Annotated in this window: 16 protein-coding genes; 10 read left to right on the forward strand and 6 right to left on the reverse strand. The window is 68.4% G+C overall.

Going from position 1 to position 14938, the window contains the following annotated elements:
• Nucleotides 1-154 precede the first annotated feature (154 nt).
• A complete protein-coding gene (locus tag VYL96_RS16600) occupies nt 155-1510 on the forward strand; it encodes a lipase family protein (RefSeq protein WP_100086323.1) in 1356 nt (451 codons plus the stop codon).
• A 22-nt stretch (nt 1511-1532) separates the two neighbouring features.
• Here VYL96_RS16600 and VYL96_RS16605 read toward each other — a convergent pair whose 3' ends face one another.
• The gene (locus tag VYL96_RS16605) at nt 1533-1967 is read right to left on the reverse strand and encodes a nuclear transport factor 2 family protein (protein ID WP_007631585.1); all 435 of its coding nucleotides are present in this window, start codon (nt 1965-1967) and stop codon (nt 1533-1535) included.
• A 23-nt stretch (nt 1968-1990) separates the two neighbouring features.
• Here VYL96_RS16605 and VYL96_RS16610 point away from each other — a divergent pair, with 23 nt between their 5' ends.
• From VYL96_RS16610 to VYL96_RS16630, 5 genes are all read left to right on the forward strand, one after another.
• Nucleotides 1991-2533, forward strand: a complete 543-nt coding sequence (locus VYL96_RS16610; protein ID WP_007631584.1) for a nuclear transport factor 2 family protein — start codon at nt 1991-1993, stop codon at nt 2531-2533.
• Nucleotides 2530-3429 (forward strand): SDR family NAD(P)-dependent oxidoreductase, encoded by a 900-nt coding sequence (locus VYL96_RS16615; RefSeq protein ID WP_043568076.1) that lies wholly within the window; start codon nt 2530-2532, stop codon nt 3427-3429. The genes VYL96_RS16610 and VYL96_RS16615 overlap by 4 nt, the downstream gene beginning before the upstream one ends.
• A complete protein-coding gene (locus tag VYL96_RS16620) occupies nt 3430-3819 on the forward strand; it encodes a hypothetical protein (RefSeq protein ID WP_007631580.1) in 390 nt (129 codons plus the stop codon). It abuts the gene before it with no gap.
• 331 nt (nt 3820-4150) lie between these two features.
• Nucleotides 4151-4855, forward strand: a complete 705-nt coding sequence (locus VYL96_RS16625) for a HipA domain-containing protein (protein WP_131885644.1) — start codon at nt 4151-4153, stop codon at nt 4853-4855.
• Between the two features lie 812 nt (nt 4856-5667).
• Complete coding sequence (locus tag VYL96_RS16630) at nt 5668-6300, forward strand: ribonuclease D (RefSeq protein WP_007631577.1); 633 nt, start codon at nt 5668-5670, stop codon at nt 6298-6300.
• A 27-nt stretch (nt 6301-6327) separates the two neighbouring features.
• Here VYL96_RS16630 and VYL96_RS16635 read toward each other — a convergent pair whose 3' ends face one another.
• The 3 genes from VYL96_RS16635 to VYL96_RS16645 form a co-directional block, all read right to left on the reverse strand.
• On the reverse strand, nt 6328-7425 hold the full coding sequence (locus VYL96_RS16635; RefSeq protein ID WP_081470573.1) for an IS630 family transposase: 1098 nt from the start codon (nt 7423-7425) through the stop codon (nt 6328-6330).
• 100 nt (nt 7426-7525) lie between these two features.
• Nucleotides 7526-10618: a leucine--tRNA ligase gene (locus VYL96_RS16640; protein ID WP_131885642.1), complete on the reverse strand. Its 3093-nt coding sequence runs from the start codon at nt 10616-10618 to the stop codon at nt 7526-7528.
• 190 nt (nt 10619-10808) lie between these two features.
• On the reverse strand, nt 10809-10979 hold the full coding sequence (locus tag VYL96_RS16645) for a DoxX family protein (protein WP_165928467.1): 171 nt from the start codon (nt 10977-10979) through the stop codon (nt 10809-10811).
• Between the two features lie 158 nt (nt 10980-11137).
• Here VYL96_RS16645 and VYL96_RS16650 point away from each other — a divergent pair, with 158 nt between their 5' ends.
• From VYL96_RS16650 to VYL96_RS16660, 3 genes are all read left to right on the forward strand, one after another.
• Nucleotides 11138-11653: a MarR family winged helix-turn-helix transcriptional regulator gene (locus tag VYL96_RS16650; protein WP_061228375.1), complete on the forward strand. Its 516-nt coding sequence runs from the start codon at nt 11138-11140 to the stop codon at nt 11651-11653.
• On the forward strand, nt 11650-12237 hold the full coding sequence (locus VYL96_RS16655) for an SdpI family protein (RefSeq protein ID WP_131885641.1): 588 nt from the start codon (nt 11650-11652) through the stop codon (nt 12235-12237). The genes VYL96_RS16650 and VYL96_RS16655 overlap by 4 nt, the downstream gene beginning before the upstream one ends.
• 76 nt (nt 12238-12313) lie before the next feature.
• Nucleotides 12314-12883, forward strand: coding sequence for a hemerythrin domain-containing protein (locus VYL96_RS16660; RefSeq protein WP_061228377.1), 570 nt, complete (start codon nt 12314-12316; stop codon nt 12881-12883).
• A gap of 209 nt (nt 12884-13092) precedes the next feature.
• Here the strand turns inward: VYL96_RS16660 and VYL96_RS16665 are convergent, their stop codons facing one another.
• Nucleotides 13093-13464, reverse strand: coding sequence for a DUF202 domain-containing protein (locus VYL96_RS16665; protein ID WP_131885640.1), 372 nt, complete (start codon nt 13462-13464; stop codon nt 13093-13095).
• The gene (locus VYL96_RS16670) at nt 13461-13835 is read right to left on the reverse strand and encodes a YidH family protein (RefSeq protein ID WP_007632656.1); all 375 of its coding nucleotides are present in this window, start codon (nt 13833-13835) and stop codon (nt 13461-13463) included. Before VYL96_RS16670 ends, VYL96_RS16665 begins: the two co-directional genes overlap by 4 nt.
• A 67-nt stretch (nt 13836-13902) precedes the next feature.
• On the opposite strand from VYL96_RS16670, the gene VYL96_RS16675 reads away from it, so the two are divergent.
• Nucleotides 13903-14880 carry a bile acid:sodium symporter family protein gene (locus VYL96_RS16675; protein WP_063935474.1) on the forward strand — a complete coding sequence of 326 codons (978 nt, stop codon included), beginning with the start codon at nt 13903-13905 and terminating at the stop codon, nt 14878-14880.
• Nucleotides 14881-14938: the final 58 nt, after the last annotated feature.

Raw genomic sequence — 14938 nt, forward strand, 5'->3', positions numbered from 1 at the left:
TAACAGCGGCGTACGACAGTGGCCACCGTGAAGTTCACGGTGATCAGAATCGACTCCTGAGGTGCACCACCGGCCGAACATGACACACGCTAGGGTTTTGTCCAGTTCACGGTCCTCGCGGACCACCTACCGTCTCGACCCCCGGGGAGCACTTGTGAGATCACCGACCAGCCGCCGCAGGAGAACGCCCGGACTGTCCGCCGCCGCGGGTGCGCTCGCCCTGGGCGTCGCGATGGCGCTGGCCCCCGCCGTCTCGCCCGCCGCCCCGGAGGCCGCCGCGCAGGGCTCGTCCAACACGCCCGACCGCAGCGCGTTCTACACGCCGCCGGCCGACCTGCCCGCCGAGCCGGGCACGGTCATCCGCACCGAGCCCATGACCATCACGCCCAGCTTCCCCGATCTGGCGAACGGCGGCGCACTGCCCGCCGACGCGCAGCGGATCATGTACCGCTCCACCGGTGCGGCGGGCGGGCCGATCGCCGTCACCGGCACGTATCTCCAGCCCAAGGCCCCGTGGACCGGGCCGGGCCCGCGGCCGCTCGCCGTGGTCACGCCCGGTACCCAGGGCCAGGGCGACCAGTGCGCGCCGTCCAAGTCCATGGAGGTCGGGCTCGGCGTGCAGACCGCACCGCTGTCGGCGGCCGCCGGCTACGCGGTGATCGACGCCCTGACGATGGTCCAAGAGGGCTTCGCCGTGGTCGTCACCGACTACGAGGGCCTCGGCACTCCCGGCCACCACCCGTACGTCAACCGCGACTCGCAGGGCCGCTCCGCGTTGGACGCCGCACGCGCCGCGCTGCGCCTCCCGGGCACGGATCTCGCTCCCGACTCCAAGACCGTGATCAGCGGCTACTCCCAGGGCGGTGGCGCCGCCGCGGCGGCCGGTGAGATGCAGCCGACCTACGCGCCGGACGTCACCCTCGTGGGCATCGCCGCGGGCGCACCGCCGTCGGACATGATCGGCACGCTCGAGCGCGTTGACGGCGGCCTGCTCACGGGCGCCGTGGGCTACGCGATCAACGGGATCCTGCAAGTCCACCCCGAGCTGCGAGAGGCGTTCGACCGCCAGCTCAACGACGAGGGCCGTCGGATGCTCGAGGTGACCGCCGGGCAGTGCGTCGCCGAGACCGGCTTCGCCTACGGCCTGCGCCGGACCACCGAGTTCACCCGGGACGGCCGCTCCCTCGCCGACGCGGCCCGGTCCGAGCCGGAGATCATGCGTGTCCTCGAGGGCTACAACCTGGGCGACGAGGCGCCGGCGGTCCCGTCGCTCGTGCTGATCGGGCGGAACGACGACGTGGTCCCGCACGACACCGCCGTCGACCTCGTCCGGGACTGGTGCGCACAGGGCACCACCGTCGAGCTGCGGACCGCCGAGGCGCCCGCCCTGGCCCCAGGCCTGGTGATCGACCACGCGATCCCGATGCTGTCCGAGCGCGCGACCAACGCCCGCTACCTCATGGACCGGGTGCACGACCGTCCCGCGCCGAACTCCTGCGGGACCGTCTGACCGACCGCGCGCCGCGGCGGTCTCAGGGCAGATTGTGGTGGTACGCCTGCTGCTGCGTCAGCCGCGAGATCCGCCAGCCGGCGTCCGCGCGGACGAACTCGAGGACGTACCAGAGCCCGTAGAAGAACACCTGCTGGTCCTTCTCCTCCACGGGCCGCAGCGCCATGGGGTTGAAGCACATGCACCGGCCCGTCGCCGAGTCCCCGTCCAGACTCACCTCGAGGTTGGCCATGAGGTGCTGCGTGGCCGTGAAGACCGGCAGCATCTCGGCCAGCCACGCACGGATCGCCGGGTAGGCGTCGTCGGGCCCACCGGAGGCCTCGTAGCTCACCCGCGCGTCCGGCGTGAAGACCCGGTCCAGGCCCTCGAAGTCGCGGGCGTCGATGCAGGTTGCGTACCTGGTCACGAGGTCCTGCAGGTCCCAGCGGTCGGATAACTCGACCAGTGTTCGGCTCATGATCCCTACGCTAACGTGGCCGTATGCAGTACGAGGAGGAAAGGCGCGCCCGCGAGGCTATCGAGCAGCTGAAGTACCGCTACTGGCGGGCATGCGACGCCAAGGACCCCGACGGCTTCCGCTCGTGCTTCGTGGCGACCGGCGGAGTACTCGACTTCGGCCCCCTCGGCCGGACCGACCCCGACACCATGGTCGGCATCTTCCGGCAGATCGCCCTGGCCACCGCCGCCGACGGCGGGCCCCGCATCCTCGACATGCACCACGGCTTCATGCCCTCCATCACCATCGAATCCGGCGGACCGAGCAGCCCGCCGAACCGCGCCACCGGCACGTGGACCCTGCAGTTCCGTCAGATCGACCGGGACAAGGGCACGGAGACCCTCTCCACCGGCGAGTACTCGGACGTTTACGTCCTGGAGGGTGACGGCGAGGACGAGCGCTGGGTCATGGCCGAGTGCCTGTTCACGCCCGGCTGGTCCATCACCCGCACCCTCGACGAGGCCACCGTGACCTACCCGGAGGTCAGCGTCGTCCCGGGTGCGGCCACCGAGGGAGCCGACTCGTGAGCGCCCGGGTCGCACTGGTGACAGGTGGCAGCCGTGGGGTCGGCCGCGGGGTGGCCACCGCGCTCGCCGACGCGGGGTGGGATGTCTACGTCACCGGACGGTCCGCCGAGCGACTGCAGAGCACGGTCGACGCAGCCGACGGCGCCCCGGGCCGGATCCGTCCACTCGAGTGCGAGCACTCCCGGGACGAGGAGATCCTCGCCGTCGTCGCCCGGATCGCCGACGAGACCGGCCGCCTGGACCTCCTGGTCAACAACGTGTGGACCAACCCCAAGGGCTTCATGGGGTTCAACGGCCGGTTCTGGGAGCGGCCCGCCACCGACTGGGACGCGCTCATGGGTGTCGGCCTGCGCGCGCACTACGTCGCGAGCTGCGAGGCCGCCAAGGTCATGGTGCCGCAGGGGTCGGGGCTGATGGTCAACATCTCGTCGTTCGGTTCGCGCGCGCCGTTCCACACCGTCCTCTACGGCATGAGCAAGACCGCCCTGGACAAGATGGCCTCCGACATGGCGCATGAGCTCGCCGGCACCGGCGTGTCCACCCTGTCCCTGTGGCTGGGCCTCATCCGCACCGAGCTGCTGCTGTCCACCGGCATGGAGGATTTCAACGGCTTCCCGCTGGCCCGCGCCGAGGACCCGACGTTCGTCGGTCGCGTCATCGCCGCCCTCGCCGACGACCCCGATCTCGCGGGTATGAGCGGCTCGACCGTCATCACGGCCGAGTACGGTCGCGAGAAGGGGATAAGGAACGACGACGGCGAGGTGCCGCTGTCGCACCGGGGTGCCTTCGGCGGGGGCCCGCTCTTCCCGCCCGTGACCGATGAGCAACTCGGGATCGAGACAGTGGACGAGGTGGCCGCGGCGGGCGGACACAACGGGTTCACCAAGGAGGGATGAATGACATCCGCCGAGTTCGGGGAGCTCAACGACCCGCTCGAGCGACTGGAGCGGAACGAGCGTCAGGGGAGCCAGGCGTTCCGGTTCGTGCTGCTGTCGGTACTGGCGATCGTGGCGCTGGTCGTCGCGATCGTGCTGATACGCGGCGGCGTCGGGGACGAGTGCGCTGACGAGGGTGCCCTGTGCCTGACCTCCGACCGCGTCGAGGTGGTCATCATCCCGCTGCTGCTCTCGATCGCGCTGGCCATCACGTCCGCAGTGAAGACGTACCGGCGGTGGCAGGCGCGGATTCGCTGGCGGCCGTGGCTGTACGCGACCTACGCGATGTGGATGGTCACCACCGCGTACCTGCTCATCTCGTCCTCGGCGGTGTTCGTCCAGCGGGGCTGAGGGCGGCACCGAAAACACGCGATTCGTCTGGTAGTAATCTCAGTAGATGAGTGTCCGAAAGCCCAGCCAATTGAGCGATTCACTTCGGGACCGAATTGATGTAAGCGACTGGAGCATTTCCGCACGGGAGACCCTCGGCAGCGATGCTGGGGAATGGCTCGTGGATCCCTCGGGCAGACGGTGGCTGCACAAGAGGGTTCGTACGCACGCTACCCATGTAGACGGCGAAGACTGGGCAGAGGTCGCGACCACAGCTGTCGCGGATCGGCTTACGGTTCCCGCAGCCCGCACACGACTTAGCTCCCGCAGGGGCGTCAACGGGTCAATTTCATTGCAGGTCAACAACCCAGAAACTCACGACTTTATCGAGGGGACTCTTTTGCTCCTCGATGTTCTCAACATAGACGTACAGAAATCACGCAAGTCGGGCGGCTCGACGTTCGTTCGAACCGGGCACTCACTCGAGAACATCAAAGCAGCCTTGAACGGTGTTCGGCCGCCCAGCACCTTCGTAGGCCCAGCTGACTTCTCGGCCTTCGACGTGTTTGCCGGGTACATATGCCTCGACGCACTGGTCGCCAACAGAGACCGGCACGAGCAAAACTGGGCGGTCCTCGAGCCGCGCTTGACTGGAGGAGACTTAGAACTTGCGCCGTCTTTCGACCACGGAAGCGCTTTGGGCTACAACCTAACGTCCGAGCAGCGCCAGCGTCTCCTTGCTGACACTGACCGCCTGATGCGATGGGTGGAGAGGGGCACAGCGTACCGCCTAGAGCACCGGAAACCGCCTGGACCTCTCACCCTCTTAGAGGCAGCAGTCACGGCGTTGAGACTAGCGACCCCGGCTGCCAGAACCCACTGGTCAGAAGCCGTGGCTAGCTTCGACGTCGCCGATTTCTCGCAGCAGCTTCCTCCCGCGATACCCCAGGCTGACGGGGCTGCCTGCCCGCAAGTGTCAGACCTCGTACCTACCATGATCACCAGACTGCTAGAGATCAACCAGAGGAGGTTCTGCGATGCCATCGCCAACCTGTGAGCGCACTGTCGTCCGCGGAAACAAGGTTACTGGTCGGGACCTCCTCGTACTCTGGCAGCACCCAGTGACGCGCGCAATCAAAGTCGTTGGACGCCTCCAATTCGATGGACGGACGTACACCTTTGGATATACCAACAGCGCCGAGGAGTCATTCGATAACGGATTCCGCGGCCTGCCAGGGCTCCGCGCACGGGGCCGGATTTATAGGTCCGAGAGTCTTTTCAAGGTGTTCTCGCAGCGGACTCTTGATCCTGCGCGATCGGACTTTACTCGCCACTTGGAACAGCTCGGTCTCGACGAGGCTTCGACACCGCTTGAGCAAATCGTGCACTCAGGTGGGAGAAGAGCCGCCGACACGATTCAACTCCTCGAGGTTCCGCGAGCATTGAACGGCGCAATTGAGTCAACGTTCTTGGCGCACGGAGTTCGTCACATCCCCACGCGCCCTCTCAATTTTGAAGATGGCTCGCGCAGTGTCTCTGGCATAGAGCACGAGAGAGCGCTTAGGAACATTCAAGGAGGGGATAGACTCGGTCATCGCATTGAGTCGGGAAACAAGAGCAATCCTCAGGCGACCATCTTGACTTCATCCGATGATGTACCGCTCGGATATGTCCCCGATGTGCTCGTAAGAGGTGTTCGATCAGTAATCGACCGGGGCGAGAGCATTGAGTTCCGCGCTCTCAGAGTAAACGGACCAGACGCACCGCCCCACCTTAGACTCCTTGTGCGCATGATTGCCCATTCCGACCAACGCGACGTGTTCGATGAGGCGGATTGGAACTTCGCCGCTGGTAGTAGCGAGGATTCCGATGAGCGATAGTCACACGCACCAAATACTCGAAGGCGATATAGACGCACCGACCTTCGAGGCATATATATCCGCTGGGCGCATCGCGGTCGACACAGAGACGAGCGGACTCTCGTGGGCTGCCGACCGACTGAATCTCATACAACTGTCGGCACAGTCAGTCGGCGGCTCGCTTGTCCGACTTTCTGCCGGCGCAGCGCCCCTACTAAAGGACCTGCTCGAATCTCGAGATGTAGTCAAAATTTTCCACTTCGCGCCTTTCGATCTTCGATTTATAACCCAACTAGGAGTGGCGCAAGCCCAAAACATCCGGTGCACCAAGACGGCCTCTAAGCTGTTAGACCCGCAATTAGATCCAAAGCAACATAGCCTGAGAGCGTTGCTTCTCAGGAAGCTTGGGGTCGAAATCACAAAAGGCGAGGCCCGAACGAGTGACTGGTCGGCTAGGTCACTCAGCGATTCGCAGATTCGATACGCTCTGGACGACGTAGCGCACTTAGAGCGCCTCCACTCGAAGTTGGAGAAAGAGCTGGAAGAGCGTTCGCTGATCGAGCTCTACCGTCAGATCTGCGATTACATCCCCATAGACGCGCTGCTTGAGACGTCGGGTGTACCGAATCCCCTTAGCTACTGAGTGTCAGCCTAACTTCACAGTCGCCAGCTAGTGGTCCGCATTTGAAGTCTTCTTACGGTTGGCTTTCTTGAGGACTTCGTCGGCGGTTTTCGTCCAGACGAAGGGGTGGGATCGGTGGTTCCAGCCGTCGATGAAGGCGCGGATCTTCGCGTTGAGGTCCTTGACGGATGTAAAGATCCCACGGCGGATGGCCTGGCGTTCGACGATGCCGAACCACACCTCGACCAGGTTCATCCACGACGCGTGGGTGGGTGTGAAGTGGACCTTGAACCGGGGATTTTCGGCCAGCCAGGCCTTGACGTTTGCGTGCTTGTGGGCGGCGTAGTTGTCCATCACCAGGTGCAGCTCAACTGGCTGACCGTCGGCATCGACGACATGACGGTACGCCCGCTCGATCTGCTTCAAAAACGCCAGGAACTCCTGGTTCCGGTGACGCGGTTTGAGTGCGGCGGTGACCTGACCGGTGGCGATGTCCAGCGCCGCGAACAGGGTGCTGGTGCCGTGCCGGACGTAGTCGTGGCTGCGCCGCTCGATCAGGCCGGGCTGCATCGGCAAGATCGGCTGAGTACGATCCAGTGCCTGGATCTGGGACTTCTCATCCACGCACAACACGATCGCGTTCTCCGGCGGCGCCAGGTACAGGCCGCAGATGTCGGTGACTTTGCCGACCAGCTCAGGATCGGTGGAGAACCGGAACGACTCCGAGCGCCACGGCTTGATCCCGTAGGCACGCCACGCCGTGACCACCGTCGAGGCCGAGACCTTCAACCGGGACGCCAGCAGCCGCGACGACCAGTGGGTCACGCCCAGAGACTTCGGCGGCGGCATCAAGGTCGCCGTCACGATCTCCGCGTGATCGATCGTGCGCGGCCGACCAGAACGCTTCTCATCAGCCAGGCCCCCGATGCCCTTGTCCTCGTACCTGGACCGCCAGAGGTTCACCTTCGGCCGCGACGCCCCGGCCAACTCGGCGATCTCCGCATTACGCCGGCCCTCCGAAGCCAGCAGCACGATGCGAGCTCGCTGCACCATGCCTGCCGACATCGACTGCGAGCGCGTCATTCTCTCAAGCTTCTCGCGATCGCCGGGACGCAACATCAATGCCGGGGCAGGTCGATTCGCCATGCCCCATGATTTCACAAACCCAACTGTAAAACTACTTCACACGCACGACACTAGCCGCTGGAGAGCGTCCCATCGGTCACCGCCGACTTCGCATTCGAGGTCAGGGCACGATGTTGACCATCTTGCCCGGCACCACGATGACCTTCTTGGGCGCGGCCCCGCCCAGGTTCTCCTGCACCTTGGCATCGGCCAGGGCGGCGGCCTCGACGTCGACCGGCGAGGCGTCGGCGGGCACGGTGATGCGCGAGCGCACCTTGCCCTTGATCTGAACCGGGTACTCGACCGAGTCCTCGACCAGGTACGACTCGTCGTACTCGGGGAACGGGCCGTGGGCCAGCGAGCCGGTGTGCCCGAGCCGGGCCCACAGCTCCTCGGCGAGGTGCGGGGCGACCGGCGCGACCATGAGGACCAGCGGCTCGACGACCGAGCGCGGGGCGCCCGGGCCCTCGGTGGGGTACGCCTTGGTCAGGGTGTTGACGTACTCGATGAGCTTGGCGATCGCGGTGTTGTCCCGCAGGCCGGCGTAGTCGTCGCGGACACCGGCGATGGTGCGGTGCAGCGCCTTGAGCACGTCCTCGCCGGGTGCGCTGTCGGTCGAATCCGTGTCGGTCACACGGACCTCGCCGGTGGACTCGTCGATCACCACGCGCCACAGCCGCTGCAGGAACCGGTGCGCGCCCACGACGTCCTTGGTGGCCCAGGGACGCGAGGTGTCGAGCGGGCCCATGGACATCTCGTACACGCGCAGCGTGTCGGCGCCGTAGGAGTCGCAGATCTCGTCCGGGGAGACGGAGTTCTTGAGCGACTTGCCCATCTTCCCGTACTCCTGGAACACCTCGATCTCGGTGGCGTCCGCGCCGGCGGAGGCGTCAGTCCAGTAGAACTTCCCGTCCCGCTCGGTCACCTCGGCCGCGGGTACGTAGACGCCGCGGGAGTCGGTGTAGGCGAAGGCCTGGATGTACCCCTGGTTGAACAGGCGCCGGTAGGGCTCCTCGCTGGTGACGTGGCCGAGGTCGAACAGGACCTTGTGCCAGAACCGCGAGTACAGCAGGTGCAGCACGGCGTGCTCGACGCCGCCCACGTAGAGGTCCACGCCGCCCGGGTCGCCGGCACCGTGGATCTCGGGGCGCGGGCCGGTCCAGTAGCGCTCGTTCTCGATCGCGCAGAGCTGCTCGGAGTTGGTGGGGTCGATGTAGCGCAGCTGGTACCAGCTGGAACCGGCCCAGTTGGGCATGACGTTGGCGTCGCGGGTGTAGGTCTTGAGCCCGTCACCGAGGTCCAGCTCGACCGTCATCCACTCGGTGGCCTTGGCCAGCGGCGGGGACGGCACCGAGTCGGCGTCGTCGGAGTCGAACGAGACGGGCTTGTAGTCCTCGACCTCGGGCAGCTCGACGGGCAGCATCTCCTCGGGCAGCGCGTGGGGCACGCCGTCGGAGTCGTAGACCACGGGGAACGGCTCGCCCCAGTAGCGCTGGCGGGCGAACAGCCAGTCGCGCAGCTTGTACTGGACGGTGCCCTCGCCGGTGCCCTCCCCCTCGAGCCAGGCGATCGTGGCGGCCTTGGCCTCGTCCACGCCCAGGCCGTTCAGGGACAGCCCCTCGTCGTTGGTGGAGTTCACGGCCACGCCGTCGCCGGCGTAGGCCTCGGCCTGCACGTCGAGCTCGCGCCCGTCGGCGGGCGCCACGACCTGCCGGATGGGCAGCCCGAACGCCACGGCGAACTCGTGGTCGCGCGCGTCGTGGCCGGGCACGGCCATGATGGCGCCGGTGCCGTAGCCCATGAGGACGTAGTCGGCGACGAACACCGGGACCTGCTCGCCGTTGACCGGGTTGACGGCGTAGGCGCCGGTGAAGACGCCGGTCTTGTCCTTGTTCTCCTGGCGCTCGAGCTCGGACTTCATGGACGCGGCGCGCCGGTAGGCGAACACGGCCTCGGCGGGCGAGGAGTGTCCGCCGGTCCAGCGCTGGTCGAGGGCGCCGTGGGTCGACTCGCCGGGGGCCGAGCCGGGTGCGCCGGCCGGGACCTCGGGCCAGAACGGGCCGGCGAGCTCGTCGACCAGCGGGTGCTCGGGCGACAGGACCATGTAGGTGGCGCCGAAGAGGGTGTCGGGGCGGGTGGTGAACACCTCGATGGACGCCTCGGCCACGGCGAACCGGACGCGGGCGCCCTGCGAGCGGCCGATCCAGTTGCGCTGCATGGACTTGACCTTGTCGGTCCAGTCGAGCCGGTCGAGGTCGTCGACGAGGCGGTCGGCGTAGGCGGTGATCCGCATCATCCACTGGCTGAGGTTCTTGCGGAAGACGGGGAAGTTGCCGCGCTCCGACCGTCCCTCGGCGGTGACCTCCTCGTTGGCCAGGACGGTGCCGAGCCCGGGGCACCAGTTGACGGTGGAGTCGGAGAGGTAGACGAGCCGGTGGGCGTCGAGGACCTTCTCCTGCTCGGCGCGGGTCAGCTCGCCCCAGGTGCGGCCGGCGAGATCGGCGGCGAGGTCGGCGGGCAGCCCGGCGGCCAGCGGACGGGCACCGGAGGCGAACTGCTCGACGAGCTCGGCGATGGGCCGAGCGCGGCCGGTGCGGGTGGGGTGGTCGCCGCCGTCGGTCGTCCGGGCGGGGGCGTCGGGGTCGTACCAGGAGCCGTGGATCTGCAGGAAGATCCACTGGGTCCAGCGGTAGAAGTCGGTGTCGGTGGTGGCGAAGACGCGGCGGCGGTCGTGGCCCAGGCCGAGGCGGCCGAGCTGGCGCTCCATGTTGGCGATGTTGGACTCGGTGGTCACGCGCGGGTGCTGTCCGGTCTGGACGGCGTACTGCTCGGCGGGCAGGCCGAACGCGTCGTAGCCGAGGGTGTGCAGCACGTTGGTGCCGAGCATCCGGTTGTAGCGGGCGAACACGTCGGTCGCGATGTAACCCAGCGGGTGGCCGACGTGCAGCCCGGCGCCGGACGGGTAGGGGAACATGTCCTGGACGAAGAGCTTGTCCGCGGGCAGCTCGCCGTCGGGCGCGGCCAGCGGACCAACGGGGTTGGGGGCCTCGAACGTGCCGCGCTCGGACCATTCGCGCTGCCAGCGGGACTCGATCTCGCCGGCGAGCGCCGCGCCGTAGCGGTGGGCGGGCCCTCCCTCGGGCTGGGTCCCGCTCCCGGACGCCGCCGCGGTCTCGGGCTGCGCGCCGGTGGCGCTCTGGTCGCTGCTGCTCACGTCGTCTGCTCTCCCTGGTCTCGCCGGTGCCCGCACGCAGGCCGTGTCCAGCCTAAACCCTGGCCGGGGCGGGGCCGCGTCAGCGTCGGACCCGCGCGGCCGGACGCGTGGCGGCGTCCGGCCGCGTGCCGGGTGGCGTGGATCAGGTGGTGGCCGCCCCGGATCGGGTCGGGTGCCGCGCCGGATCAGGTCAGGCGCGGTCCGCGCGCCCACGGGCGAGGACCGCGTCGACGCTGTAGCGGCCGGGGCCGACCAGCCCGAAGACGGCGGCGGCGAGTCCGACCACGGCGATGAGCTCCCGGCCGTTGTCGGAGACGTGGACGCCGGAGCCGAGGTGGACGGTGAAGAACGCGCCAATCATGACGACGACGAGGACGGCGACCAGGGGGGGTGAGCAGTCCCAGGACGAGCAGGATGCCTCCCACGAGCTCGATCACGCCGACGACGGCGGTGGCGGCCGTGGCCCCGGGGGCGCCGACTCATTACGTGTCGTGTCAACTATGCCGCTATAGTGGGGCTATGGCAGATCAGGCTCGGAATCACCAGGTGCGATGGCTGGACAACGAGGAGAAGGCCCTGTGGCGGGACTACCTCGCCGTCCAGGGCCGCCTCCACCTGGAGATCCAGCGAGACCTCAAGGCCTCGTCCGACCTGACCGAACCCGAGTTCGAAGTGCTCGTCTACCTGAGCGAGGCGGACGGCCCGCAGCGCATGACCGCCCTCGCCGACGTCCTCATGTGGGAGCGCAGCCGCCTCTCCCACCAGGTGAGCCGGATGATCAAGCGCGGCCTCGTGCAGCGGACCACCTGCCCCGAGGACGGCCGGGGCGCGTTCGTCTCCGCTACCGGCGAGGGGATGCGGGCCATCGAGCAGGCCGCCCCGGACCACGTCGCCACCGTGCGTCGGGAATTCCTCGACCGCCTCGGCGAAGACGACAAGCGGGAGCTCGCCCGGCTGCTCGCCAAGGTGCGGGGCGCCGACGGGGCTGAGGCGACTCGGCGATCCGCCGGCGCGGGCGTACCCTCAGGGGCGTGAACGCAGTGTCCGTGGTGGTCATGGTGCTCCTCGCGGGGCTCGCCCTCGTCATCGCCGGGACCGGCGTCGCTGCCCTGGTCGGCAGGCTCCCCGGCAACGGGGTCCTGGGCGTCCGCACGCCGGAGACCCGCCGCTCCCCCGAGGCGTGGGAACTCGCCAACCGGGCCGCCGGTCCCGCGTTCCTCGGCTCCGGTCTCGTGCTCCTGCTCGGTGCGCTCGCCCTGGGACTGATCGGCGGATGGGTGGGCGGCCTCGTCGTCGTCGTCTCCGTCGTCGGTTCCCTCGCCCTGCTCAGCGTCGCCGGCCTCGCCGGGGCACGCGCGGCGGCGATCTGGGCCGCCGCCGAGGACGGTGACCAGGCCGGATGTGGCTGCGGCCCCGACGGTTGCGGCGGTCACTCCGGCACGGACGCCGCCGACACCGGCTGCGCGGACGGCTCCGCCGACTCCCCCGCCGGCGCCTGCTCCCCCACCGACGCGGGGCCCAGCGCCCCCGGCGACCCCGCCGCCGACTGCGGCGTCACCGGCGGATGCGGCTCGTGCGCCCTCCAGGGCATGTGCGAGACGGAGAGCGCCACCCGCTGAGCGGACCGGTGGCCCGGCCCCACGGTCGCCCCTACGGTGTGGGACACATCAGTCGCCACCGTGGAAGGAGACCGACATGGCCGCCACAGACACGACCCGGGACGTCACCGAGATCCTCACCGCCGATCACCGCGAGATGATCGAGCTCCTCGACCAGATCGAGGCCACCACCGACCCCGCCGAGCGTCGCGCCCTCGCCGACGCCGTCACCGCCGAGGTCATGCGCCACTCCGTGGCCGAGGAGATGTTCGTCTACCCCGTCATGGAACGCGAGATCCCCGGCGGCAAGGACGAGGTCGAGCACGACAAGGAAGAGCACGACGAGATCGTCGTGGTGATGAAGAAGCTCGAGAACGTCGACGCGCAGGAGGCCGAGTTCATGGGCCTCGTCCGCGAGCTCAAGGGCCTGCTCGACCACCACGCCGACGACGAGGAGTCCGACCAGTTCCCCAAGCTGCGCGAGCACCTCTCGAGGGACACGCTGCTCGACCTGGGACGCAAGGTCGAGGCCGCCAAGCAGATCGCCCCCACGCGGCCGCACCCCAGCGCCCCCCACTCCGAGCTGTTCCACAAGACGATCGGCGCGGGCGTCGGGATGGTCGACCGGCTGCGTGACGCGCTGAGCGGACGCATGAAGAACACCTGACGCCCGCGCCGCCGGCGCGGGCAGCGAGGGGCGGCGCGGGGCGGCAGGCGGCGCGGGGCAGCGAGGGGCGTTTTGGACGCAACCATGTCGGCCTGGCGGCCGTTTCGCCTACATGGTTACGTCCATTCCCTGCCTGGCTGCGTCCACGTCCGCGGAGGTCTGTCCCTACGGCGCCGGCGAGGGTGATCGGCGGTCGACGCCCGGCCGGGTCACTGGAGGGACGTCACCACGATCGCGGCCAACCCGCAGGCGGCGATGACGATCACCAGGGCCACCAGCCCGATGTTGTGGCGGGCCTGCGTCTGCTCGACCTCGCCCGCGCGGACGAACCGGTCCACCCGCTGCTCGTGCCGACGCTGCACCCGCAGAAGGGCCAGCAGCGGGACCACCACGAGCGCCGAGAACGCGGCCGCCCATGCCCACGACAGTTCCCCCACCAGTTTGGCGACGAGGATGATGTTCACCGCCACCACGGCCCAGGTGCGGGCCCACGACAGGCTGGTGCGCTCGGACTGGAGCCCGGCGTCGGGCGGGACCGCCGCGGGCTCCACGCCGATGCGGCGCGGGCGCGGAGAGGTCACCCGAAGGTCCCGCTGAGAATCGCGACGATCAACACCACCGCGCCCGCCGCGATCCCGAGCACCAGCAGGATCGACGCCTGCGGCATGGGCAGCGGCCGCTGGTGTCGCATGGCCGACTCGATCCGGATCCAGCGCCGGAACGCCACGATCGCCAGCAGCCCGGCCAGCACCAACAGGATGCACGCGAGCGGGGTGCGGATGATCTCCGGGATCTCGTCACCCGCGAACGCCTCCAGCGCCACCGCCCCTGCCGTCAGCCCGAGGCTCGTGCGGATCCACGCCAGGAACGTGCGCTCGTTGGCGAGCGTGAAGCGAGGATCCGGTTCCTCGCCGTCCCGCAGCGCCCTGGGCCGCCACCCCTGCTCCGTCATCCGGCGTGCTCCGTCATGACCCGAGCCTATCGGGCGCCTCGCGCGGCGCGAGTGATGCAATAGGGGGATGGGCCTTCTGCGTCGTCTCCGGGTCGAGCCGTTCATCCTGGCGATCCTCGCCGCGGTGGTCGTCGCCGCGTTCCTGCCCGCCACCGGCGGCGCGGCCGACGCCCTCGACTGGGTGACGACCATCGGCATCGCCGTGCTGTTCTTCCTCTACGGCGCGCGACTCGAGCCCCGCGAACTGCTGGTCGGCCTCACGCATTGGCGGCTGCACTCGGTGGTTCTCGTGTCGACGTTCTTGCTGTTCCCCCTGCTCGGCCTTCTCGGGCAGTGGATCCTGACGCCCGTACTCGGCCCGGCGCTCGCAGCGGGGTTCCTGTTCCTCACGCTGGTCCCGTCGACCGTGCAGTCCTCCATCACGTTCGTGGCGATCGCGCGCGGGCACGTCAGCGCCGCCGTGGTGTCGGCGTCCGTGTCCAACCTCTTGGGCGTATTCGTCACTCCCCTGCTGGTGTTCGCCCTCATGACCACGGACGGGTCGGTGGTCATCACGTGGGACTCGGTGGGGTCGATCGCGCTGCAGCTGCTCCTGCCGTTCGTGGTGGGTCAGCTGCTGCGGCGGTGGGTTCTGCCGGTCATCCGCAGGATCACGCGGATCGCCCTGTTCGACAAGACCGTCATCGTGCTGGTGGTCTACGCGGCGTTCTCCGACGGGGTGGCCGACGGTATCTGGTCGACCATCGGCGCCGCCGAGCTCGCGTGGCTGCTCGTCGCGTGCTGCGTCCTGCTCGCGGTGGTGCTGGGCCTGACCGAGCTCGCCTCCCGCGCCCTGGGCTTCGAGGACCGCGACAAGCGCGTCGTGCAGTTCTGCGGTTCCAAGAAGTCGCTGGCCACCGGACTGCCGATGGCCGCCGTGCTGTTCGTCGGGCAGCCGATCGGCCTCATGGTGCTGCCGCTCATGCTCTTCCACCAGATCCAGTTGATCGTGTGTGCGTGGCTGGCCGGTCGCTACGGGCGAGCGACCGAGGCGACGCCCGCCTGAGCCGCGCTGCCCATTCAGTCAGTCAGGCCCTTCTGCCGGCTTCACGCCAGCGGGAGAC

It is taken from the genome of Dietzia maris, assembly GCF_036287335.1.
GTDB classification, from domain to species: domain Bacteria; phylum Actinomycetota; class Actinomycetes; order Mycobacteriales; family Mycobacteriaceae; genus Dietzia; species Dietzia cinnamea.